This is a genomic window from Sneathiella glossodoripedis JCM 23214, assembly GCF_000616095.1.
GTDB classification, from domain to species: Bacteria; Pseudomonadota; Alphaproteobacteria; order Sneathiellales; family Sneathiellaceae; genus Sneathiella; species Sneathiella glossodoripedis.
The window spans coordinates 720,758-742,956 of sequence record NZ_BAMS01000001.1 but is presented as its reverse complement, the minus strand read 5'-3'; the positions used below and the strand labels follow the sequence as shown (position 1 = coordinate 742,956).

The window sequence follows — 22,199 nt, the reverse complement described above, 5'->3', positions numbered from 1 at the left end:
CAAAACATAACTCTTACGTTATATTAGGGGAGTTGGATTACTCAACTTTATGTGACTTGAATTGGTAACTATTTGTTCACATTTAGAGTCCACTGTTGTGATAGAGTAGCGTTCAACCCTCCGCAGAATACGGGGGAAAGGTTACGATTAACCACAGCATCCCTTTTTGCGAATAACAAGATCAGGTTAATTGCCCCAAATGGAGCTATCTCGTTCCAACTCATATGCGGTTCACGCGTACCATTCTTCTGACGTCAGACAAGCTGAATATGAGGCTTATCTGGAGCAGAAGTTGTTGCGTGAGAGAATTGAGGAAAAAAGGCATCTTAAGGCGGAAATTGATACCCATATTATGGGTCACAAGCGAAGCCGAGAGGTTGAGGCTCACGGAAACCGACAAACAACAGTCGAGCTTATCCTCAAACAGAAGCACAGTCCGTCGCCTGCTCCCACACGACATCGCGAACCCTTACCACTGGGACATGCATCCACACCTTTCGTTGCGCAACAGGTTGCACAAGATCAGCATCCTTTACTTTCAGGCCAAACAAACGAACCAGGGGATACGCATATTTTCCAATCTGCGTCACAAGCTTACCGCGACACACGAAATCTGACGATTAGTCTGATGGGTTTTCAAGGGTTTCGCGAACAGTTAGCCTGATAGTTTAGTCCCTCAACCTTAAATCCGGCATGTGGCCATGCCGCGTTTCTCAAGATACTGTTGATGATACTCTTCAGCTTGGAAAAAGTCGGGAGCTTCAGTAATTTCGGTTACGATGGGCCTCGCGTATACTTTTAATCTCTCAAGCTCTGCCTTGGAGCTTTCCGCCGCCCTCTTTTGCTCACTTGACGTATAAAAAATTGCCGATCTATATTGCGTTCCGATATCGGGACCCTGTCTATTCAACGTTGTTGGGTCGTGGCATTTCCAAAATACCTGCAACAGTTCCTCATATGAAACTCTGCTCGGGTCAAAACGAACCGCTACCACTTCGGCATGCATGGTGTCTTCGTAACAAACCTGTTCATAGGTTGGATTAATGGTATGCCCTCCTTGATATCCGACCGTTGTTTCAAGCACACCGTCAACTTGACGAAATGCGGCTTCAACGCCCCAAAAACAACCGGCTGCGAAATAGGCTATTTCTGATCCTGAACCCATAAGACTGAACTCCTGATTTGCTAAGGTTTATATTTATATAGGCGGTTTATGCTCAGCAGTTAACTGTTTCGCCCATAATTTTGGCTATCAAGTTGAAATTGGTATCAACTTCATGACATATTTTGTAAATATGAAGTACCAATAAAAAGCCCGTCAATATGAAATTCGCCTATCTGTCAAACCTGTCATTGGACCGCACGAGTGCAGCGCCCCTGCATCGGCAACTGTTTCTGACTTTGCGTGACAACATCCTAGCAGGTGTTATCAAACCAGGTACACGGTTGCCTTCAACCCGTCTGATGGCAACCGATCTTAAAGTTTCCAGAAATACTGTCCTTGCCGCTTTTGATCAGCTTATGTCGGAGGGGTACCTTCAAAGTCGCATGGGGTCCGGATCTTATGTTTCCGATCAACTCCCCGATGAACTATTAAAGTCAAAGCAGAGCTCCAAAACACATGCCCCTCAGAAAAGGCACGTGAAACTTTCTACGCAAGCTGAAGCACTGCGCCCGTATCAAAGTGGCGGTGATAGCAGGCAAGGGACTTTTTCACCGGGCCAGCCGGAACTGGATCAATTTCCGTTTGATGTTTGGGCAAGACTGCTGGCTAAACACTGGCGCCGCCCTGAAAAATCGGCACTCGTCGGAAACCCGGTCGCGGGCAGCTTCGAATTGCGGGCTGCACTTTCAGAACATCTAGCCCAGACGCGGGCGGTTAATTCAAAACCTGAACAAGTCATCGTTCTCTCTGGCTCACAACAAGCCATTCATTTAGTCATTAAAGCTTTCGCCAATGCAAACGACCCTATTCTTATGGAAGATCCGGGATTCCCCGGAACCCGAACATCCATAATTGCGGCCGGCGCCCGCCCTGTTCCTGTTCCTGTTGATGAGCAGGGGTTTATGTTGGAAGAGGCTGTTGCGAAAGCTCCGAATGCCCGGCTTGCATGCCTGTCCCCGTCTCACCAATATCCACTCGGACCAACCATGTCCCTGCAACGTCGGCTGGAAATACTGGGTTGGGCCAAACAGGAAGACAAATTTCTTCTGGAAGATGATTATGACAGTGAATACAGATATTCGGGCAGACCTATTTCCTCTCTTCAAGGACTGGACACTGACAATCGGGTATTTTATGTCGGCTCCATGAGCAAGGTGATGTTCAGCGGGCTTCGGATTGGATATTTGATCGTACCTGAAGACTTGGTGGAAATATTTCTGGCATTACGCCGTGATATAGATGGTCACTCCCCATCCACTGCAGAGGCTGCTCTTGCTGAATTCATATCCGAAGGGCATCTGGCAACACATATCAGGCGCATGCGTACATTGTATGAGTGCCGACATGATAAGCTTCTGTCCCTTTTACAGGATAAATGCGCTCCGTATCTGGATGTGAATGGCCAAGAATGCGGGATGCACTTAGTCGCACATTTAAAAGAACCCCTTGTAGACACACAAATTGAAGCAAAATGTCGTGAACGCGGATTGTTTTTACGTGCTCTCTCCCGTTTTTACAAAGGAGGATCATCTCAAAACGGCCTGATCATCGGCTTCGCAGGAACATCTGAAAAGGCGATGCCTGTACATGTGGATACACTTGCAAAAATACTAAAGAATTCCGCTTTATGAAAAGCCAAAGAAAAATCTACGGATATGTATTGGCGCTGCTTTTCGTATCAATACAACATAGCGCGGCAGAAATCGGGCTTGGCCTTTCAATGTATGGGCAACCCAAATACAAAGCCGGGTTTTCTCATTTCGATTATGTGAACCCGGAGGCAGCCAAAGGAGGTAAAATCAGGCTCCCGGTTTTGGGAAAATTTGACAGCTTGCAGCCGTTTCTCATTAAAGGGGTTTCCGCTGCGGGACTTGGCATGGTTTACCAATCCCTGATGGAGCGGGCAGATGACGAACCTTTCAGCCTGTACCCTTCTGTCGCAAAGTCGTATGAAATGGGACCTGACAGGAAGTGGATCATTTTTAATATCGATGAAGAAGCCCGATTTTCTGACGGCTCCCCCATAACTGCACATGATATTCGTTTTAGCCATCATGTATTGAAAACAAGCGGGCGCCCCAATCACAGGCAATATTACAAGCAGGCAGAAAAAGTTACGCTGCTCCATTCTCATGCCATCAGATTTGATTTCCACAATAAGAGTGGCCCTGAAATTCCATTAATTTTCGCACTCATGCCAGTTTTGTCGGAGGATTATTTTCAAAGAATAGACTTCAATGAGGCCAGCCTGAACATTCCTGTTGGAAGTGGTCCTTACAAAATTCAAAACGTAATTCCCGGAAAAACTATCGAATATGTTAAGGATCCTGATTTTTGGGCTCAAGACCGAGCACCGTTCAAGGGACGCTACAATTTCAACCAGATAAAATTTGAGTATTTCCGCGACTTGGATATCGCGTTCGAAGCCTTGAAAGCTGGCGAGATAGACATTTATTTCGAAAATGATCCCGGAAAATGGGCAAAACGGCAGAACGTTACCCAGCATAATCTGATGACAAAAGAAATCGATGTCAAATTACCGCCGCCCTTTCTGGGAATCGTTATGAACACACGCCGAGACGAATTTTCCAACAGACTCGTGCGGAAGGCTCTAACACTTGCCTATGACTTTGAATGGGTCAATAAAAACCTGCTTCACAGCCTTTACAAAAGGACCACAAGTTACTTTGGCGCGGGACGTTTAAAGGCAACCGGCCTACCGGATGCAGATGAAAGGCTTATACTGAAAAATTCTGGGTTGGATTACCCTGAAAGTCTTTTTGTTGCAGAATTTTCGCTCCCTGTTTCAACTGGAACTGGCCGTATTCGGGATCGATTGATAGAAGCGCGCAACCTTCTTGAGCAAGCTGGTTTCAGCTACAAACAGGGAAAGCTTTATCCTAAAGGCCTAAACACTCCTTTTAAGATTGAACTGATCACAAACGACAGTTCCCATCTTAGGCTCTTGAGTAATTTTCAGAAAAATCTGCAGCAGCTTGGCATTACATTGACCATTCGCACACTCGATAGCGCTAGTTATCAAAACCGCATAGGTGTGTTTGATTTCGATATGATGATCGCCAAATGGGGACAAAGTCTGTCGCCCGGCAATGAACAACTGTTTTACTGGCATAGCTCGTCGGCAACTTCTCCCGGTAGCCGAAATTATCCGGGAATTAGAAACAAGACTATCGACTACATTACGGAACTCATTGCAAAATCTCAAACTAGGCCCCAGCTCGAAGCGGCGGTTCGCATACTTGATAGATTGCTGTTGTGGGGATATTACGCCATTCCCCTACACCACAAGGATCGGCAGTGGCTTTATCACACTGCACAGATTGAATTTCCTGCAAATGCTCCGAACTATGGAACGAGCGTTGATCTTTGGTGGCGCAAGCCTGTTGACGCAACGGGACAGAACAGGCAAAACAGATAGATCATTGTTATCAGTTGGAAAAGAAAATGCTCGCTTTACTCTCACCTGCCAAAAAACTGAATTTTGACCGTGAAAACCTTCCCAAAGAGCATTCAGATCTTCAATTTACATCTGACACTAAGGAACTCCTGAAAGCAGCGAAAACTCAAAAACCGGACGATTTGAAAAGGCTGATGAAGATCAGTGATGATTTGAGTGAGCTCAATTTTCAACGCTTCAAGGAGATGAAATTCCCGTTTACTCCGGAAAATGCCAAACAGGCGGCTTATGCCTTTAACGGAGACACATATGCCGGTCTGGAAATTAACACACTGGATGAAAAAGCGGTGAAATTTGCGCAAGAGCATGTCCGAATTTTATCAGGCCTTTATGGTCTGATCAGGCCACTTGACCTTATTCAGCCTTACCGGCTGGAAATGGGTACAAGAATGCCCAATTCACGAGGAGAAAACCTATATTCTTTTTGGGGAGACAAGCTGGCCAAGGCTTTGAATGCTGAACTTGAAAGGCACAAGAATCCAATTGTAGTCAATTTGGCATCAACCGAATACTTTAAAGCAATCCCCAAAAAAGCTCTCAAATACCCAGTCGTAACCCCCATATTTAAAGAGGTAAAAAACGGCACAGCAAAAGTCATCGGCTTCTCCGCAAAACGCGCGCGCGGGATGATGGCAAGGTTCATAAGTGAAAACGAAATAGATTCTCCAGAAGGCCTGAAAGACTTCAACCTGGCTGGCTATAAATTAATAAAAGAGCTGTCCAATGAAACTGAGTTACAATTTCACAGAGTGATCAGCTGAAGCGGTCCTTATCGCGGGCTTCCCATATTTCATGAGCCATTTTATCCAGCCCCTCTTCACTCATCTGGGGATGTTTCATTTTAAGGGCAATGGCAAGTGTTCCTATGACACCCAGAATGGGTACAGAAAGGCTCAGTTCACCCCCCGTCCACAATTTAACCACCTGTTCAGGGGCTAAATTTTCTTCGCGCCATTTATAGGTATTTTCATTGGTCAGTGCCGGCCAGACAATTTCCCGCTCTTCACCATTGATCAAAGCATCTACGCGGGCTGGTTTCATTGGGTTTCGCATAACTTCACCGCCGCCCCCCTTGAAAATCATTGCGTTGGGAACACCCAGTATTTTTGCTGTTTCCAGATGACCCTTTTTATAAGGTGGATGAAACACACCTTGCATCTGGCAAATCGCATTCAACGGGTTCAAATCGCGTGCAAATGTATTGACCGCGGTGCGCACACCCAAAAACGGTCTTAGGTCGAACAGTTTCTGTAATTCGGGAGAGAAATTTTCCAGCCCAACATACACAAGATTCTCTGTTTGAAGCCGCTCATTCGCATCTGTCAGATCCACTGCCTGTGCAATGCCAAGCGCTCCAATACCGGGCGTGTGGGCGCATATCCGTCATGATAACCATCAATACCATGCATTAAGACCTTAAACCCCTGATCCGCCAACAGTATCGCAGCCAGGACGAACCAAGGTTGTTGACGGTGCCGATCCGCGTAAGATGGCCAATCAAAATCAACAGCGACAGGCTCCTTAACGACCGAAAACTGCTCTCTCACGGCGGCGGCCATGCCGGCAAACTCTGCACCAGTTTCCCCCTTCCTGCGCAGCAGTAAAAGGAAAGCACCAAGCTGCAACGGTTCAACTTCGCCGCGCAGGATCATCGTCATGGCGTCTTTTGCTTCGTTAAAATCCAAGTCGCGCCACATATTTGGACCCTTGCCAAGTGCGCGGACATATTGTGCAAACGGATGATCTTCAGACATTTCGCCTCAATCGCATGATTATTTTTATTATGAAATAGCGCGAATCCGGAAAAGTTCGCCAGTATTAAAAACGCTCCAACAACCTTTTCAGATACTTTTTTTCCAATTCCGGGCGGTTAGGGTCCGCCAGACGCCTGCGTAACTCGTCCAAAACTGCACGAGTTGCGGACAGACCCGGTTTTCCAAAAATATTTATATTTGAATTGGGATCGGTTCGCCCGCCATCAGAACCGGACTGACGGCCAAGAGGATCTCTGTTTCCATTACTACCGAACTGACCAGAGGCACCTGTACCTTGTGCTTGCGCAATTCCTTCCATTCCTTGCTGCAATTGCTGGAGAACTTCCTGTTGTGAGGCCTGGGCTGCATCGCCATCACCGAGCTGTAGCTGCTCACGTGCATCGTTCATTGCTCGCTCCGCCCTACCCAAAGCACCCGGTATTTTCCCCTCCAACCCCATTTCTCCCATTATGTGACCCAACATCTGACGTAACGCTTCCTGCTGCTTTGCAAGTTCACCAAGACTACCTGATTGCGCCTCATCATCCGACCGTTGCAGATAACCATTCTGTTGAACGGAGCGCATAGTCTCATCCAAAAGCTTCTGTTGATCCCCCGCTAGTTTTTCAAGCGCGTCCAACATTTTCTGAGCCGTCTGCCCATTCTGCGTCGGGGTCATTCCTGCGGATTGCAAATTTTCCAATATATCCTGCAATTGACTCAGCAGATTTCGAGCTTCATCGCGAGCTCCGGAGCGGGCAAATTCATCAATTTGACTTAACAAATTGTCCAGATCTTGCGCTCGAAGTGCTTCTCCCTCACCTGTGTTCGGTTGATTTTCAGGTTGATTTCGGGCCAGCTCGGCTAAAAATTCATCCATCGCCTGCTTCAGCTCTTCTACGAGACGCCTAATTTCCTCATCTGTTGCCCCACTATTCAACGCGTCCATCAGCCTTTTTTCTGCTTCTCTTAGCGCCTCTTCAGCAAGGGTGAGGTTTCCATTTTCGTATTTAAGGGCCGCTTGCCATAGAAGTTCGGTGACCTCTTCGATGGAATTGGCTCCGGACCTGAAAAGTAATTCACTACGAGCGACACTCACCATCAAAGCAGCCCCGAAATCACCCGTCATCGCTTCCGGAAGGGATAGTATGACACCTAATGCCCCAACCACATCAAATCTGTTTTTATCGGCATCAATGAAAAGCTGTTTTCGCTCATGCACCAATGCTCTTGCAATAGGGTTTCTAAATTCCCTTTCAGGAAGTGTAATTCGTACCTTTTTAGATTTTCCGGCCTGCCCTTTTATATCCCTGCCCACTACCCACAAATCTGTAACGAGGCCCGCCCAGCATGAGCCGTCAAATCGTGGTAACTTTTACTTTCAACTACCGGAGAACCCGACGGAAATGGCAAAGGAATTTCCAGAATTTCAGGCTGATCAGGTTTTGATATTTGGGCCTTTAGATCCAGAATCCCATAATCGTCTTCAGCCAGCGCAATAATATTAAGCGCTGATCTGTCTGTCACGGCGGGCAAAGTCAACATTTTGATAATCGGAGGCAAATCTGGAATGATTTCAAAATCCCAGGAAATTAGCGTGTCTCCGCCCTTCTCCAGGGTCCAGCGCCCGGCCCCGATTTCATTCACTTCTATCTGAAAATTTTCGCCTTCTATAACTTCGAAAGGAAACTGTTCATCTCCTACAAAAAACGCCGGAATATCCTTGCCACCACCGCTTACACGACCGATCAGTTTTGCTCCCTCAGGCAGAGTAAACTTTTTAATCCCTTGTTCTGCAGCTTGTAGATCCCTGCTTTCTTCACCTGTCAGTTGATGGATCAACTGAGGAGCCCGGCCCGTATATTCCGGTGGAGCGGCCCAAATATCCATTGCGAGGCTGATTTCCTCCCCTCCTAGGTGAGGTTTAAATGCGGTCCTGAAATGTGAAAATGGAGCAGTCCCGCCGACGACATAACCGCTAAGCAGCAAGAGAATGACGAGAGACCTCAGAGAATATTTATCAGACGAAGACAGGCCAAATTTTGGCAAAAAATATTTTACATGGCCAAGTTTCTTATGGTGTTGATCCTGATGCAGTTTCCAAAAATATCGGCTGCGTGCGTTATCATCATGCAACCACTTGGGTACTGCGGCCATTGAGCGTACGGGCCTGTGAGAGAGATTGCTCTCCCGCTCGAGACGAGCATCTGCCTCGGCTTGTTCCGGAAAATGGAACTGGTCCCTAAAATGTCGAACGGAAAACAGTAAGGCTACCAGAAAACCCGCAAGAGCCATCAGGTGGAGAACAGGGTCGAGCACTTCCCACAAACCAGAAAGCGTACATGCAACAAAAAGGAGCACAGTACAGAAAAGCGCAGTGGAACTCTCCCAAATACGCTCGGCAAGGATAAAGAAAACCGCAACTTTCCGTTGAAGTTTCAGATTAGTTACCAAGTCTGTATCGCGTTCATCCATTCAATTCCTCACAGGGAACTAAGATAACGCTTTTTCAGTCGTTATCCAGCCATGCGGGTACATTATCGAGTTGTAAAAGCTCATCAAGGCTGGGCCGCGCCCGTATCACTTCGAATTGATCACCCTTTACAAGAACTTCAGGTACTAAAGGCCGTGTATTATAAGTAGACGCCATCACGGCACCATAAGCACCTGCACTCCGAAAGGCCACCAAATCCCCGGCAGCGACGGGCGGTAATTTGCGGCCTTTTGCAAACGTATCACCTGTCTCACAAACCGGTCCCACGACATCAGCTTCTTCCAATTCCACATCACCAGTTGGAGCTATAATTGTGTCAATATGATGATAGCCATCATACATTGCCGGACGGATCAAATCATTCATTGCAGCATCCAGAATGACAAATTTGCGCTCCGCCCCCTGCTTTACGTAAATCACTTCACTGACAAGAATACCGGCATTCCCAACAATCAACCGACCGGGCTCAAAAATAAGCTGAACCCCAAGATTGCCCATTGCCTCCAAAGCAACAGCACCGTATGAGAGTGGGCTTGGTGGAATTGTCCCGTCATAGGGAATACCAAGGCCACCGCCCAGATCAACCTGCGTTATGTCATGCCCTTCCTGACGGAGTTGCATTACAAGTTCGCGTACACGATGAAACGCATTATTAAATGGGTCCAGATCGGTTAGTTGCGATCCAATATGTACATCAACCCCCTGAATGCGTATTCCCGGAAGCTTGGCCGCTTCACCATAAATCCGTGAAACATCCTGCCAAGGGACACCAAATTTATTTTCAGCCTTTCCCGTTGAAATCTTGGCATGGGTCTTGGCGTCAACATCTGGGTTCACCCGAAACGCCACGGGCGCTTCCATGCCCAACCGACTTGCTACATCGGACAGCACCCGTATTTCCGGTTCAGATTCCACATTAAACTGGTGAATACCTGCCTTTAAAGCCGCTTCCATCTCCCAAGGGCGCTTACCGACCCCTGAAAAAACTATTTTTGAGGCTGGTATCCCGGCCGCTAGGGCACGCTTCAACTCACCTTCAGAGACTACATCTGCACCAGCACCCAGACGGGCAAGAGTACGAATCACGGCTAAATTGGAGTTGGCTTTTACCGCGAAGCAAACCAGCGCATTGGCTCCATCAAATGCCTCTGAGAAAACTTTGAAATGTCGTTCAAGTGTTGCTGTGGAATAACAATAAAAGGGCGTTCCAACCTTTTTCGCGATTTCGGCAACGGATACGTCTTCCGCAAAAAGCTCACCGTTACGGTAATTAAAATGATCCATCTGGTGGGCCTCGCTTAGCCGTTACTTTTACTGTTTTCAGAGCCTTTTTGATATACAGGCTCCCCTTTTTTACCACACGCACTGATACCAGCCGCCATCAAAAACATGATCAGGAAGACAGTCAAATATTTCTGCATTACGCCTCTCCTGCCAATTGATCTTTCCAGCGCTTGACTTGTGCCTTAACATTTTCAGGTGCAGTTCCACCATAGCTAACACGGCTGGCGACAGAGTTATCAACTCCAAGCACGTCAAAAACAGCGCTTGTGATTGTTGGTTCAACTGACTGCATATCGCTCAGAGTTAAATCCTCGAGCCCACAATCTTTGGTTTCAGCAAGCTTTACAAGTGCGCCGGTCACATGATGAGCGTTTCTGAAAGGCATATCCAGCTCCCGAACCAACCAGTCTGCAAGGTCGGTCGCGGTTGCAAAACCAGCGCCTGACGCTGCTTTCAGCACTTCCCTATTCACAGAAAGGTCGCTAATCATACCGGTCATCGCTGCAAGGCAAAGCTGAAGATTATCAGCAGCATCAAATACCGGCTCCTTATCTTCCTGCATATCCTTGCCATAGGTCATAGGAAGGCCCTTCATCATCATCAGCAAAGAGTTAAATGCACCAGCGCTGCGCCCCGCTTTACCTCGAATAAGCTCTGCAGCATCCGGGTTTTTCTTTTGCGGCATAATGGAAGAGCCGGTTGAAAAACTATCCGAACATTCTACAAAACGAAACTGCGCACTTGACCAGATCACAATTTCTTCTGCCAAACGTGACAAATGCATAGAACAAATTGAAGCGAATCCCAAAAATTCCAGCGCAAAATCCCGATCTGAGACTCCATCAAGTGAATTTGCAGTAGGCCGATCAAACCCTAGCTCGTTGGCTGTCATTTCACGATCAATTGGAAATGACGTTCCTGCGAGAGCAGCGGAACCCAAGGGACATTCGTTTAAACGCTTTCTCGCATCAGCAAGACGAAAACGGTCACGGGCAAACATTTCCGTATATGCAAGCATATGATGACCAAACGTTACCGGCTGCGCAGCCTGCAAATGCGTGAACCCGGGCATCACAGTGCCAGCTTCCTCGTCTGCCAGATTGACCAACGCCAATTGCAACTCTTTAAGCTCACCATCCAAATGATCCATTGTATCGCGAACCCAAAGGCGCATATCGGTCGCAACCTGATCATTGCGTGAACGCGCGGTGTGCAATCTTCCTGCGGCGTCACCAATTAATTCGCGCAACCGGGCCTCCACATGCATGTGAATATCTTCCAGCGCAGGGTCAGTCTTGAAATCTCCAGCCTCTATCTCACGAAGAATTGTTCGCAATCCTTGCTGAATTTTTTCACCATCTTCCCTTGATATTATACCTTGCGCCATCAACATGCTTGAATGGGCCAGGGATCCGGTAATATCTTGTCGATACAGGCGCCTGTCGAAATCAATGGATGCATTGATCCGTTCCATAATTTCTGCGGGACCCTTGGCAAACCTGCCACCCCAAAGCTCATTAGCGCTCATAATTCTCGGGCTCTCTTGAATACAGTTGGACAGTAAAAACGATGAAGACGAAAAAGACGCAAATAGCCTTAATCGGTTTCCTGCTTACATTTACAGGGCTTGTGGGGGCCACTTCAACCGCTTTCTCCCAAAACCTGAAGGAACTTGCAGTGGGGGAGATGAAAAACATTACCATCGCATCCAATCCCGAACCGCTTAAAGACTTCAGTTTTGTCAACGAAAACGGAGAGACCCTTAACCTTTCAGAGTTCAAAGGGAAAACCATTCTCCTAAATTTTTGGGCGACCTGGTGCGCACCCTGTAAAAAAGAAATGCCCTCCATTGACCGCCTGCAAGGAGAGTTGGGCTCCGATGAGTTTGAAGTCGTGGCAATCAGTCATGACATTCAAGGAATTGAACGTGTTAAAAAGTTTCTTAAAGCCCTGAAAATCAAAAATCTGGCGCCCTATAACGATAAAACCCTGAAATCGGGTCGAGCAGCAGGCGTCTTTGGACTACCTGCAACGCTGATCATCAATAAAGAAGGGTTAGAGGTCGCCCGGCTGGTTGGTCCAGCTGAGTGGGATAGCGAAGAAGCGGTGAAATTGATCCGGCAAATAATGGCGCAATAAACTCTATTGCCCCAAAAATTTCTCACTTCTCTCTTTCATGGATTTCATTTCACGATCAAATTTTTCTTTGGATTTTGCATCAACACCATCCGAATCCGGCTTTGTACGCACCCTATTGAGCAAATAGGCCCGAAAGATTCGCTCGATCAAGAGGCTTACCAGAAAGAAAAACACTGCTTTTAGCAATGTTAAAAGCATCAAATCTCTGGCTAGGGCAAGGTCATCACTGGATTGCCCTACAAAATAATCCATTGCAAGAAGCGCAATAATTCCGCCAAACCCAAGAATACCTGCAAATATACGTGCCCCACCAATCATCCAGGGAAACAGGATCAGACTAATGTATATTGCGGCATGGACCACTGACGCCCAAAGCTCAGGAGAAAAACTCATGCGGCCTTCGCGTCACTGTTTAAAGTTTCCAGAGCCACCTCAATCATTGGCCTTAATGCAGCTTCTTCCGGGCGGACTTTACCAAGCACCCGCACCCCTTGCATGACCCCGACAAAAAAGGACGCCAATTCACCGGCGGGTCTTTTGTTGTTGATTTCGCCAGCTTGCTGACCTCGTTCAATTAAAAAAGCGAGGTCTTTCTCCACGTTATCATAATATTCCCGCAGCTTTTTCGCACATTGCTCATCATATGAGGACCGTTCAACAGCAGTGTTGGTAACAAAACAGCCTCGCTTTTCCGGATCTCCCAATGTGCGATACATAAAGCTGTATAGGTAATCTTTCAGGATCAAAGCCGCATTACCATCTTCGCGTAACGCCAGTCCCCGCGTTAAAGAACTATCCGTATATTGATCCAGCGCTGCCAGAAACAATTGGTGTTTATCACCGAAGGTATCATAGAGGCTTCCGCGGTTAATCCCCATGCATTCCACCAGATCCTGAATTGAGGTTGCCTCATAGCCGCGTGCCCAAAACGCACGCATAGCCTTTTGAAGGGCTTCCTCTCTATCAAAGCATTTGGCTCTTGGCATTACTATTCCCGCACTGTGCGTCACATAACAGAATTGTTACATAAACACTCACAGCTCCTCTGACAAGGCTTTCAAACCATCTTTATAAGTTGGAAAGCTTAACGAAATACCCAGTTCAGTTTTTATCCGCTCATTACTGACAGTCTTGTTGTCAGAATAAAAACTGCGTGCCAGAGGGCTCAGAGCTGCCGCCTCAAACTCCTGAAGGGGAGGAGGTGTTACATTTAACAATTGTGCAGCGTAAGTTACGACATCCTGAGGCGGCGCAGGTAAATCATCTGCCACATTATAAACTCGTCCGGGATTCGGCTGGTCCATTGATGCGATCAGAATATTTGCCAGATCAGCTACATGGATACGCGAGAATACATGCCCTTTTTTAACAATTCGATGTGCTTTTCCTTTTTGCAAGGAAACCAACTGATTGCGCCCCGGTCCATATATTCCAGGTAATCGGAAAATATGTAATGGTAAGTTATGATCCTGCGCTAATGAGGTCCACGCATCTTCCGCATCGACACGTCTCTGTCCTCTGACGCCAGAAGGATTGCGTGGGGTATCCTCAGTTGCAACGCCGCCGTTCAAATCACCATAAACACCTGTTGTTGACAGGTATCCGACCCATTTCAACTGTTTAAACTTCTGAAGATGCGGCCGCAACAGTTCGCAAACCGGATCTCCATCTTCACCAGGGGGAACAGACAACAGTATATGGGTTACCTGATGGGAAATTTCCAAAATTCTACTGGGAAATTCTATACCGTTAAATAAAACAGGCTCAACATGGTCAAAGTCAGTTCTCTGCCTTTCAATAGACCGTGAAGTTCCCCAGATTTTCCAATCAGGGAGCTTTTTAGCAATTTCCTTGGCCGTAAACCCAAAACCGAAACACAAAAGTCCGTTTGCCATCAATTAAACCTGCTATTTTACCGGAACCAACCGCCCCAAAGTGATCACCGCCTCAACATGATGTTTTTCTGAAACAGGCATTTTTGAAGCACCGCTTCCACTTGAGTGATCAGATTCCATATTTGCAGCAGAACGCTGCAACATCATATTTTTGGCCATTGCAGGCTGGTGGCCTGTAAAACTGGCTGTAAAATTGACCGATTGAACCCGATAAGGCTCACCCCCCATCGTTTTACTCAATCGCTCGGCTTCTTCCTTAGCCTTCATATAAATACGATTTCGTAAATTCGCGAGGAGGGAATTTCGCTCCGCCAAAGAAGGAGCAAAATTTACGTGCCCTATTATTATTTTAAAGCCCGCACGGCTCAACTCTTCTGCCTTATCCTGAAGGCCAGCAATATTTTTCTCAGGCAATCGAGCATTGGCTGAAACATTCCATCTGTTCAGGCCTGTTCGATCTTTCGTCTCCTGCGAAGATAATACATACCATTCAGTGCCTGGCGATAACCTCTCCAGCGAGTCCAGTATCTCCTTTTTGAGCTCGTCTGCGGTTTCTTTTTGCTGAACAATATTAAAATGCACATCGACATCTGCAGAATGAGTTGTCACCCAACCTTCTTCTGTCAGCTTCAAAACAACATGATCCTGAACTGGCATGTGTTCAGCAGCCAGTGCCGTCGTAGCCAGAGCAATAAATGAAATACCAGTGAAAGCCAATAGCCTGTTCATTGCTGAAATCCTTCCTGTGAACTGTTAGTTCAGCAATTAAAGGCGAAATTAGACTGATTTATGGCGTGTGAGAAATCAGACATCATCATCATTCTCTTGCGGCTCTACGTCTCTACCATATGGAAGCGTTGCTTGCGCATCCTCATCCTCTCCATCTGGCTCTACAGCAACAATCTCCAAACTTCCATCTGAACCTTCATCCTCATCGCCACCTCCCTCAGGATCCTCAACATCAGTCATCTCCACTGAAGGTCTTGAGGATCCCACCATTGGCTGTGGATCCGCAAACCACGGAATTTGCGCACCATCCGTGCTCCGTGGCCGGTCATCGAAAAAATAATTCCAAAAATTTGCAGGGCACAAAGCAGGCAACAAACCCCAAACCGGGTTGGGTTGCGCCATAAGCGGACCCAAGAAAATTTCACCTGTCAAAAACGCACGTTTGAAATGCAGAACGCCCTTAGGCCCCCGGTCATAGATAAAATACAGCTGAGCAACGTCAAAAATTTGCCAAATCAAATAAGAAAACCAGAGACTACCTGTGCTGGATATAAACTGATTGAACAATGCCCTGTTTCTATATTCCGATTGTACTACACATTTGTTGACTAAATTGGCGATAGGAGCCGCAATTGAAGTCGCCAACAAACCTCGAACAAGGTTCATTTTGTAAAAACTGTCAGAACAATTAAGCAGCGCATAAGGTTCACATTCATCATTTCCAATAAAAGACAGCATTGGTCCCAAATAGGTAACTGCAACCAGTACGGAAATAAGCGATTTGAAAACAATCAAGCTGTTTGGCCCACACAAATACGTCTCCGGATTGTTTCGTTGACCCCGGCATGTTCGGTTAAAATTCTCGAACAAGTTTGTAAGAAGCGATACCGTAAAAAACCAGGCACTTAAACCGATTGTCCAACGCAATGTGGCAGGAAAATCAAATCCAAAAATCAGTGAATGAACGGGTAAGAATACCAGAAAGCAATTAAGACCTGTTAAGATTACACCCGCTTTTAAATTTGCTGGCCTGCCATAATTTTCCTTGAATGACCGACGACTACATGGCCAAGGACACAACCCTTGCTCGTCATAAAAATTAATCGGATCGGGAGGATAAGCGAATTGGTCAGCTAATCCACGTGCTGGGTCAGGGCTAAGATATTCCAATGATATTGGGCAGTAGACCCTCGTTTCGGAAAAATACAAATTTAATCTGTGATCAAATCGCATTCCCGCAAAATAAGGGTTAAAGAAAATAACACCGCTACTTTTGTCATCATCAATTTTTCCAAAAGGAAGAAACTTCAGATGTGCAAGCGGTTTCCCATCTTTCCCTGTCGCAAGAATACTGGATCCCTGATGATCTAAATGAATGAATACATCTTCAGCCCGTTGCGCAGTAAAACGCAGGCCGGCTGATTTTTCATCGCTAGAAAAGGCTTGTTTACCTATTGTATCGGTCGAACAGCAAAGCTCTGCAATAAAACCATTTGGCCCGACGACCTTAATCACATAATAAATATCGCCATTTTCGGTTTTCCGGCACTCGTAATCCGTATCCAGAAATATCGACTCACTTCCATCACTTTGGCATACCTGCAATAGGTTTGCCTTCTCATCGTAGCGAAAAGCACTTGTGATTTTGCCATCTTGTGTCTCACTGTCTGCCTTGATTAAGTTGCCAAGTTTATCAAACTTTAAATCAGTGCTGTTTGCTACATGACTTATTCGATTTGCATACCCATTGCCTGAGCGCTTGATTTTGCCGGCGAATGGTTGAGTTACGCCCCAGGTCTGAGATAATTTCTCTCCTGAACCGGCGGTGTAAACTGACGATAATCCAAACCGCTCATCATAACTAAAATATTCAGTTTCAGCCTTCCGAGCCTCTCGCTTGTTTGAAATGGCAGAAATTCTTGCGGGGGAGCCGTTTAAATAGTCAAACCCTTGACTGAAATATGTTTTTCTTTGGCCTGCCTGCCCTTCACCAGTGACTATGAGTGACTTGATCTGACCATTTCCATTGAAACGCCAGGTTTCCTCGACTCCATTTTGAAAACGTAGCTTCTGCGTAAGACCATTTCCGTTCAAATACTCAGAAGTAACTAGCGGGTTCTCTTCACCGTCACGCTTCACTTTCCGCATGACGCCTTTCACATCATATTCATAATCAATAAACCTGCCCCCCGGAAACTGGCGACGCCGTACCTGCCCGTTTGGCCAATATTCTGTTCTAACGGGATCAAATTCCCGCCCGTCGATTGTTACCTTTCTAAAGATCTCTTCACCGAACGGTGAAATACCGGATCGAATTATTGTTCCGTCAGCAAGATGATTTATCCGATAGGTGATGTTTTCATTCTCATCATATTTGTACTGGATCGTATTTTGGGATAGCTCATTATTAGGGCTATCCGACGAAAATTTTACAACTCGCCCCTGCCAGTCTCGCTTATAATAAAATTTCTCTCCGTCTTTGACCATTGTGCAAAGCGAGCCACTTTGATCATAAACATAACTAGTTATTCCACCTTGAATACGTTCTTCTTTTACGCAATTCCCCATCAGATCATAGGTGTAATCCACCTTATTATTAATGCCCGAGCGCTCAGATACGACACGCCCAATAATGTCCAGCTTCTGAATAGTCTGCTCCGTATCACCGGTTTTCCGAAACCGAACTTCACCGTCTGCCGAATACTCGCGCCTTTCAACATGTTGCTGGTGACCATTGGGACTAAAGAATGTGACCTGCTCAATCTGCAACCCCTCTTTACGTTCAAAATATTGATAACTTGCTTTTGATCCATCCGGCTGACGCACCATTGACAAACGCCCAAATTGGTCGGAATAGGATTTTTCCCACTCAATTCCTTTTTTCTGTTTCAACAGCCGCGCAATGAGTCCTTCTCTACTTGATCTGATTACAAAAGACTGGCTCTTTGCAGTCATCCTATGCCTAAGATCATAATGGTGTAGTTCAACCTCCCATCTGTTCTCATCCAGTGCTTGCACAATGACAAAAGGTCGCCCCAATCCATCTTTCAGAATTATTGTAACTGCCACTTCTGTTTCATTTCCGGCAGGTCTTTCTATAACTTCTCTATACAGACCAGCGCTTTCACACCAATCAACTTTACGCGAAAGAACAAGGCATCTGTCATCCCAATCGGCAGAAATTGATTTTCGGGATTCAGTTAACACATTTCCAAAACCGTCAATTTTGTACTTCCAATGCGCTCCATTCCCCAGTTTTTTTTCCCGGAGCGCACCTGAAATGGGACAATACCAAAATTGATTCTTTAGGTTATTTTTTTTATCTGGTGAGCTTGAAATCTGAAGTTTGAGATACCCATATTCATCGTATTTGAATACGGTTACCGACTGCTTCTGATCAATCTGTTGGGTCAATCTGCCCGCTGTATCATATTCAGAAATAACGGGATTCAGAAACTTACCGACTTCAATGGCTTGTTGATGCCGTTGACGAACTAAAGCCCCGCTATATGGATCAAAATCATACTCAAATCTTTCCGCTGACAAGATCTTACCCTGTGATTTTTTATTCAATTTGGTGACATCACAGTGCATTACTGATTTTAAGAAAAAAGTATGATAGGGAGCTGGTCCCTCAATATATTCATTATATGTCGCGGTTTTTCCATTTGAACTGCACGTGAGATTACCTTGATTGTCATATTCAAATTTCTCATAGGAATATTTTTTCTCACCCTGCGGGTCTTTTCGAAATGTTGCAATTTCGCTAATCTTTGGGGACGAGGAAGAGTTCGGACTACAATATTTATAATACTGCGCCCTCTGAGGGATGATAGCTCCGTCACTTGATTGCTTCGAGCCGAACTCTTCGCCTGTCAATAGTCCTGCAACTGAACCATGTTGACCGTAACGCCAGTTGGATCCGGTTCTCAAAGTTGAGGAATAAATAGTCACCCGGTCAAAATAATAATAGCTGTTATGCGCCGCATGTCGTTTTCCTGTACAGACGTCAAAAGCGACAGTTTGGCGAAGATTTCTGAAAGGTTTGCTGACTTCACAGTAATTCGATACGACTCCGGTCTCCCCTTTGTATTGGATTTTGATTTCAGCATCTTTTCGACATTTAACTTTTGTCATCAACTTCGCTGAAACATCAAACTCAAACTCCGGAACTTCAGTTTCCTGCTCTCTCCCGTTTTTTAAGGAAGATGATCGAATTTTTGATATTTGCTGGTAGCTTCTGATGATTTCTGTCGCATAGCAATTCTGACCATCCAACACTGACCGAATACACTGCAATTGACCAGATTTCGGCTCATAATCGAATTCGATTGTTGGTGTTTTTTGATCTTTGATATTTGGCACTACCCGAACAAGCTTTAACTCGTCATCATAGTTAAAATCACATCGGTTACCGTATACATCTTCCACGCAAATTGGGTTGTATCTTTCGATAGGCGCATTTTTCTCCCGTTTATATGTGGTTTTTATTCCGTTCATGTCATAAAGACTAATAAGATCCTGCTCCACTTCTTGGGGATACACGAGCTCATCACTTAGAAAAAACATCCCACCCTTTGCTTTTTCAATCGTATCCGTACCTTGCAAAGACCATCCCCATGGCAAATAACCGGGACCTTCAATGCTGCTGTCGTAATTTAAGGCAAGATAGAGCGCAGGACCGTGGTTAAGCGGAACCAAGGGAAGCAGGTAGCTAAAATTGGCAGATGCTCTTTTTTTATGAATGGAAAACTCACCTGCTGAATTACCATTAACGAGACTACTTGCATCCTTGCTTAATTCAGTCATTATGCACCCTTCATTCAACTTGACAGACAAAATTCCTATTTTTGACGTATTTTGCCGTTAGCTCGTGAAGTTGAAAAAAGTTAATACTTCAAAATACCGTGGAGATGCTGAGTGAGGGGCTTTCAATCCAAATATATTTTTGTCCTCATTCCAATACTGTTCTTAACCGTTTTTTCAGTAGTGATATGGTCCCAAAAAGCAATAGCCAGAAGTGAAAACCAAGAATACGAAGCCTGCCTGAAGCTCACAAGAATTGAACCAGAGCTGGCCTTTGAATCAGCGCTATCGTGGCGTGACAAAGGAGGAGGATTCCCTGCACGGCACTGCGCTGCACTCGCGCTTATGGGAATGAAAAAATACCACCTTGCAGCTGACCGAATGGAAAAAATCGCCGAAGACATGCATGCAGCAGGCAGTAAGCATGTTGTCGCTATGTTAAGTCAGGCAGCGAATAGTTGGCTATTAGCAGAACAATTTCCCAGAGCCCATGCCGTGGCGAGTGCTGCACTTGACCTTGATCCCGGAAACATTGATTTACTAATTGATCGCAGCCGCATTCTCGCAGCGGCAGAAAATTATCAAGAGGCGTTCAATGATCTGGACCTTGCTCTCCGCTTGGATCCCACACGTGCGGATGCACTTGCTTTTCGCGCTGCAGCCTGGCGTCATTTGGGAAATAATGAAAGAGCGCTTGAAGACGCTGATCTTGCACTCACACTTGACCCCTCTCAAATAGATGCTCTCATTGAAAGAGGAATTCTCCACCGTCTTATGGGCAACACCGAAGCCGCTCGCGACGATTGGATGACCGTATTGGAAATTACCCCGCACAGCCCTGCAGGTGAAATCGCACGGCGTAATATCGAGAAACTGGAACTCGACTAAGGCACCTTCCTATCCGCTTAACCCTTGCCTGTAACTCAATGCTTCCGCCACATGAGATCTGTTAATTTGATCAGAGGCCTGCAAATCCGCCAGCGTTCGGGCTACTTTAAGCACGCGGTGGTAGCCCCTGGCTGAGAGCCGGAACCGCTCAATTGCCTCTTCCATCAGTTTCAGGCATTCGCCATCCAATGGTGCGGCTTTTTCCAACGTATCACCTTCTGCTTCTGCATTGGTTCGAATGTCACTGCCCGGTGCAAAACTTTCATAACGTTCACGCTGAATTTCCCTTGCGGTTTGCACTCTTTTCGCGACAACCTCCGTCCTCTCCCCAGGTTTGGCTCTCGTAAGATCAAAGGCGCTCAGTGCTAGAACCTCAACAAAAATATCAATACGATCCAGCATCGGTCCCGAAATTCTGGATCGATAATCAACCGCACATTTTGGTGCCCGCGAGCACGCTTTGGCGGCGTCGTCCAAATGGCCACACCGGCAGGGATTCATTGCGGCAACGAGTTGAAATCTGGCCGGGTATGTCACATGCATATTGGCTCTGGCAATAACTGCACGGCCCGTTTCAACTGGCTGACGCAGCGTATCAAGAACTTGACGGCCGAACTCTGGCAGTTCGTCCAGAAAAAGAACCCCTTGATGCGCAAGAGAGACTTCACCGGGATTAGCCCGCCGCCCTCCCCCTATTATTGCAGCAACCGAAGCAGAATGATGTGGCTCACGATAGGGGCGATTGCGTGTAAGTTTACCGTCTTTCAGCACGCCGGCCATGCTGTTAATCATACTGACTTCCAATGCTTCACGCGCGTCAAGCTTAGGTAAAATGGATGGAAGGCGTGCCGCAAGCATGGATTTTCCGGAACCGGGTGGCCCACTCATTAACAAGTTATGACCACCCGCTGCGGCTATTTCCAGGGCTCTTTTTGCTGCCTCCTGCCCTTTTATATCTTCAAGCCGTAACTGAACCTGTTCAGTGTTTTCCACTTCAGCAATTGGAGATGAAATCACCTGACTACCTTTGAAGTGGTTCACCAGATGCAGCAATGATTTGGGGGCCAGAATATCAAGATCACCAGCCCAAACCGCTTCCCCACCATTTCCAGCGGGACATATCAGGTCGAGAGATTGAGAAACCGCTTCAACTGCTGCCGGGAGAACGCCATTTACTGGCTGACAAGCTCCGTCAAGTGAAAGCTCACCCAAAACCAGAAAGGATTCCATTTCATCTGCTGGCAGGATACCCATCGCAGTTAGTAATCCTGCAGCAATGGGCAGGTCAAAATGGGCTCCTTCCTTGGGTAAATCAGCAGGCCCCAAATTTACGGTTATTCTCTTTGCAGGAAGACCAATCCCAAGTGAGGTGAGAGCCGCTCGCACTCTCTCCTTACTTTCCGCGACTGACTTATCAGGAAGGCCCACGACAGTAAACGCTGGCAAACCCGCAGCCATCAAGACCTGTACGCTGACCAGACGAACTTCCAGCCCCTGAAAGGCCAAAGTTGTAATACGTGACTGCATTGCTCTTCCCCCAAAAAAGAGCAACACCATAACATTTATT

The 22,199-nt window shown here is 46.4% G+C and carries 18 protein-coding genes and 1 pseudogene; 6 read left to right on the top strand and 13 right to left on the bottom strand.

The window, feature by feature from the left end; all coding sequences use genetic code 11:
• Positions 1–199 precede the first annotated feature (199 nt).
• Positions 200–664: a hypothetical protein gene (locus JCM23214_RS03705; protein WP_025897624.1), complete on the top strand. Its 465-nt coding sequence runs from the start codon at positions 200–202 to the stop codon at positions 662–664.
• Positions 665–682: 18 nt separating this feature from the next.
• Here the strand turns inward: JCM23214_RS03705 and msrA are convergent, their stop codons facing one another.
• The gene (gene msrA, locus JCM23214_RS03700) at positions 683–1,165 is read right to left on the bottom strand and encodes a peptide-methionine (S)-S-oxide reductase MsrA (protein ID WP_025897623.1); all 483 of its coding nucleotides are present in this window, start codon (positions 1,163–1,165) and stop codon (positions 683–685) included.
• A 158-nt stretch (positions 1,166–1,323) separates the two neighbouring features.
• Here msrA and pdxR point away from each other — a divergent pair, with 158 nt between their 5' ends.
• From pdxR to yaaA, 3 genes are read left to right on the top strand one after another with little or no spacing between them, the layout of a single operon-like run.
• Complete coding sequence (gene pdxR, locus JCM23214_RS03695; RefSeq protein ID WP_025897622.1) at positions 1,324–2,796, top strand: MocR-like pyridoxine biosynthesis transcription factor PdxR; 1,473 nt, start codon at positions 1,324–1,326, stop codon at positions 2,794–2,796.
• Entirely contained in the window at positions 2,793–4,604 is a 1,812-nt protein-coding gene (locus tag JCM23214_RS03690; protein WP_025897621.1) for an extracellular solute-binding protein, read from the top strand. The genes pdxR and JCM23214_RS03690 overlap by 4 nt, the downstream gene beginning before the upstream one ends.
• Positions 4,605–4,630: 26 nt before the next feature.
• The gene (gene yaaA / locus JCM23214_RS03685) at positions 4,631–5,404 is read left to right on the top strand and encodes a peroxide stress protein YaaA (RefSeq protein ID WP_025897620.1); all 774 of its coding nucleotides are present in this window, start codon (positions 4,631–4,633) and stop codon (positions 5,402–5,404) included.
• On the opposite strand, the gene JCM23214_RS23010 is transcribed toward yaaA, so the two are convergent.
• The 6 genes and pseudogenes from JCM23214_RS23010 to argH all read right to left on the bottom strand — a co-directional run bounded on the left by JCM23214_RS23010 (position 5,397) and on the right by argH (position 11,703).
• Positions 5,397–5,975, bottom strand: a complete 579-nt coding sequence (locus tag JCM23214_RS23010; RefSeq protein ID WP_084264541.1) for a hypothetical protein — start codon at positions 5,973–5,975, stop codon at positions 5,397–5,399. The two genes, yaaA and JCM23214_RS23010, sit on opposite strands and share 8 nt — an antisense overlap.
• Positions 5,966–6,397 carry a hypothetical protein gene (locus tag JCM23214_RS23005; protein ID WP_084264539.1) on the bottom strand — a complete coding sequence of 144 codons (432 nt, stop codon included), beginning with the start codon at positions 6,395–6,397 and terminating at the stop codon, positions 5,966–5,968. The genes JCM23214_RS23010 and JCM23214_RS23005 overlap by 10 nt, the downstream gene beginning before the upstream one ends.
• 64 nt (positions 6,398–6,461) lie before the next feature.
• Positions 6,462–8,872: pseudogene (locus JCM23214_RS26980) on the bottom strand (DUF4175 domain-containing protein).
• A 34-nt stretch (positions 8,873–8,906) separates the two neighbouring features.
• Positions 8,907–10,175: a diaminopimelate decarboxylase gene (lysA, locus tag JCM23214_RS03665; protein WP_025897617.1), complete on the bottom strand. Its 1,269-nt coding sequence runs from the start codon at positions 10,173–10,175 to the stop codon at positions 8,907–8,909.
• A 14-nt stretch (positions 10,176–10,189) separates the two neighbouring features.
• Entirely contained in the window at positions 10,190–10,312 is a 123-nt protein-coding gene (locus JCM23214_RS25820) for a hypothetical protein (protein ID WP_267879370.1), read from the bottom strand.
• On the bottom strand, positions 10,312–11,703 hold the full coding sequence (gene argH / locus JCM23214_RS03655) for an argininosuccinate lyase (RefSeq protein WP_037492571.1): 1,392 nt from the start codon (positions 11,701–11,703) through the stop codon (positions 10,312–10,314). The genes JCM23214_RS25820 and argH overlap by 1 nt, the downstream gene beginning before the upstream one ends.
• 41 nt (positions 11,704–11,744) lie before the next feature.
• Here argH and JCM23214_RS03650 point away from each other — a divergent pair, with 41 nt between their 5' ends.
• A complete protein-coding gene (locus JCM23214_RS03650; protein ID WP_025897615.1) occupies positions 11,745–12,314 on the top strand; it encodes a TlpA family protein disulfide reductase in 570 nt (189 codons plus the stop codon).
• 3 nt (positions 12,315–12,317) lie between these two features.
• On the opposite strand, the gene JCM23214_RS03645 is transcribed toward JCM23214_RS03650, so the two are convergent.
• From JCM23214_RS03645 to JCM23214_RS03625, 5 genes are all read right to left on the bottom strand, one after another.
• On the bottom strand, positions 12,318–12,707 hold the full coding sequence (locus JCM23214_RS03645; protein WP_025897614.1) for a hypothetical protein: 390 nt from the start codon (positions 12,705–12,707) through the stop codon (positions 12,318–12,320).
• Positions 12,704–13,300 (bottom strand): TetR/AcrR family transcriptional regulator, encoded by a 597-nt coding sequence (locus JCM23214_RS03640; protein ID WP_025897613.1) that lies wholly within the window; start codon positions 13,298–13,300, stop codon positions 12,704–12,706. Before JCM23214_RS03640 ends, JCM23214_RS03645 begins: the two co-directional genes overlap by 4 nt.
• Before the next feature lie 48 nt (positions 13,301–13,348).
• On the bottom strand, positions 13,349–14,209 hold the full coding sequence (locus tag JCM23214_RS03635; protein WP_025897612.1) for an SDR family oxidoreductase: 861 nt from the start codon (positions 14,207–14,209) through the stop codon (positions 13,349–13,351).
• Between the two features lie 12 nt (positions 14,210–14,221).
• Positions 14,222–14,938 (bottom strand): SIMPL domain-containing protein, encoded by a 717-nt coding sequence (locus tag JCM23214_RS03630; protein WP_025897611.1) that lies wholly within the window; start codon positions 14,936–14,938, stop codon positions 14,222–14,224.
• A 75-nt stretch (positions 14,939–15,013) separates the two neighbouring features.
• Positions 15,014–19,747 carry an RHS repeat domain-containing protein gene (locus JCM23214_RS03625; RefSeq protein ID WP_025897610.1) on the bottom strand — a complete coding sequence of 1,578 codons (4,734 nt, stop codon included), beginning with the start codon at positions 19,745–19,747 and terminating at the stop codon, positions 15,014–15,016.
• Positions 19,748–19,858: 111 nt separating this feature from the next.
• Between JCM23214_RS03625 and JCM23214_RS03620 the strand changes: the two genes are divergently transcribed.
• Positions 19,859–20,632, top strand: a complete 774-nt coding sequence (locus JCM23214_RS03620) for a tetratricopeptide repeat protein (RefSeq protein ID WP_025897607.1) — start codon at positions 19,859–19,861, stop codon at positions 20,630–20,632.
• A 9-nt stretch (positions 20,633–20,641) separates the two neighbouring features.
• Here the strand turns inward: JCM23214_RS03620 and JCM23214_RS03615 are convergent, their stop codons facing one another.
• A complete protein-coding gene (locus JCM23214_RS03615; protein WP_025897606.1) occupies positions 20,642–22,159 on the bottom strand; it encodes a YifB family Mg chelatase-like AAA ATPase in 1,518 nt (505 codons plus the stop codon).
• Positions 22,160–22,199 lie beyond the last annotated feature (40 nt).

Excerpts from the sequence above, each read along its gene's own strand:
- JCM23214_RS03705 (WP_025897624.1), top strand. The coding sequence starts at position 200 with ATGGAGCTATCTCGTTCCAACTCATATGCGGTTCACGCGTACCATTCT.
- msrA (WP_025897623.1), bottom strand. The coding sequence starts at position 1,165 with ATGGGTTCAGGATCAGAAATAGCCTATTTCGCAGCCGGTTGTTTTTGG.
- pdxR (WP_025897622.1), top strand. The coding sequence starts at position 1,324 with ATGAAATTCGCCTATCTGTCAAACCTGTCATTGGACCGCACGAGTGCA.
- JCM23214_RS03690 (WP_025897621.1), top strand. The coding sequence starts at position 2,793 with ATGAAAAGCCAAAGAAAAATCTACGGATATGTATTGGCGCTGCTTTTC.
- yaaA (WP_025897620.1), top strand. The coding sequence starts at position 4,631 with ATGCTCGCTTTACTCTCACCTGCCAAAAAACTGAATTTTGACCGTGAA.
- JCM23214_RS23005 (WP_084264539.1), bottom strand. The coding sequence starts at position 6,397 with ATGTCTGAAGATCATCCGTTTGCACAATATGTCCGCGCACTTGGCAAG.
- lysA (WP_025897617.1), bottom strand. The coding sequence starts at position 10,175 with ATGGATCATTTTAATTACCGTAACGGTGAGCTTTTTGCGGAAGACGTA.
- JCM23214_RS25820 (WP_267879370.1), bottom strand. The coding sequence starts at position 10,312 with ATGCAGAAATATTTGACTGTCTTCCTGATCATGTTTTTGATGGCGGCT.
- argH (WP_037492571.1), bottom strand. The coding sequence starts at position 11,703 with ATGAGCGCTAATGAGCTTTGGGGTGGCAGGTTTGCCAAGGGTCCCGCA.
- JCM23214_RS03650 (WP_025897615.1), top strand. The coding sequence starts at position 11,745 with ATGAAGACGAAAAAGACGCAAATAGCCTTAATCGGTTTCCTGCTTACA.
- JCM23214_RS03645 (WP_025897614.1), bottom strand. The coding sequence starts at position 12,707 with ATGAGTTTTTCTCCTGAGCTTTGGGCGTCAGTGGTCCATGCCGCAATA.
- JCM23214_RS03640 (WP_025897613.1), bottom strand. The coding sequence starts at position 13,300 with ATGCCAAGAGCCAAATGCTTTGATAGAGAGGAAGCCCTTCAAAAGGCT.
- JCM23214_RS03635 (WP_025897612.1), bottom strand. The coding sequence starts at position 14,209 with ATGGCAAACGGACTTTTGTGTTTCGGTTTTGGGTTTACGGCCAAGGAA.
- JCM23214_RS03630 (WP_025897611.1), bottom strand. The coding sequence starts at position 14,938 with ATGAACAGGCTATTGGCTTTCACTGGTATTTCATTTATTGCTCTGGCT.
- JCM23214_RS03625 (WP_025897610.1), bottom strand. The coding sequence starts at position 19,747 with ATGACTGAATTAAGCAAGGATGCAAGTAGTCTCGTTAATGGTAATTCA.
- JCM23214_RS03615 (WP_025897606.1), bottom strand. The coding sequence starts at position 22,159 with ATGCAGTCACGTATTACAACTTTGGCCTTTCAGGGGCTGGAAGTTCGT.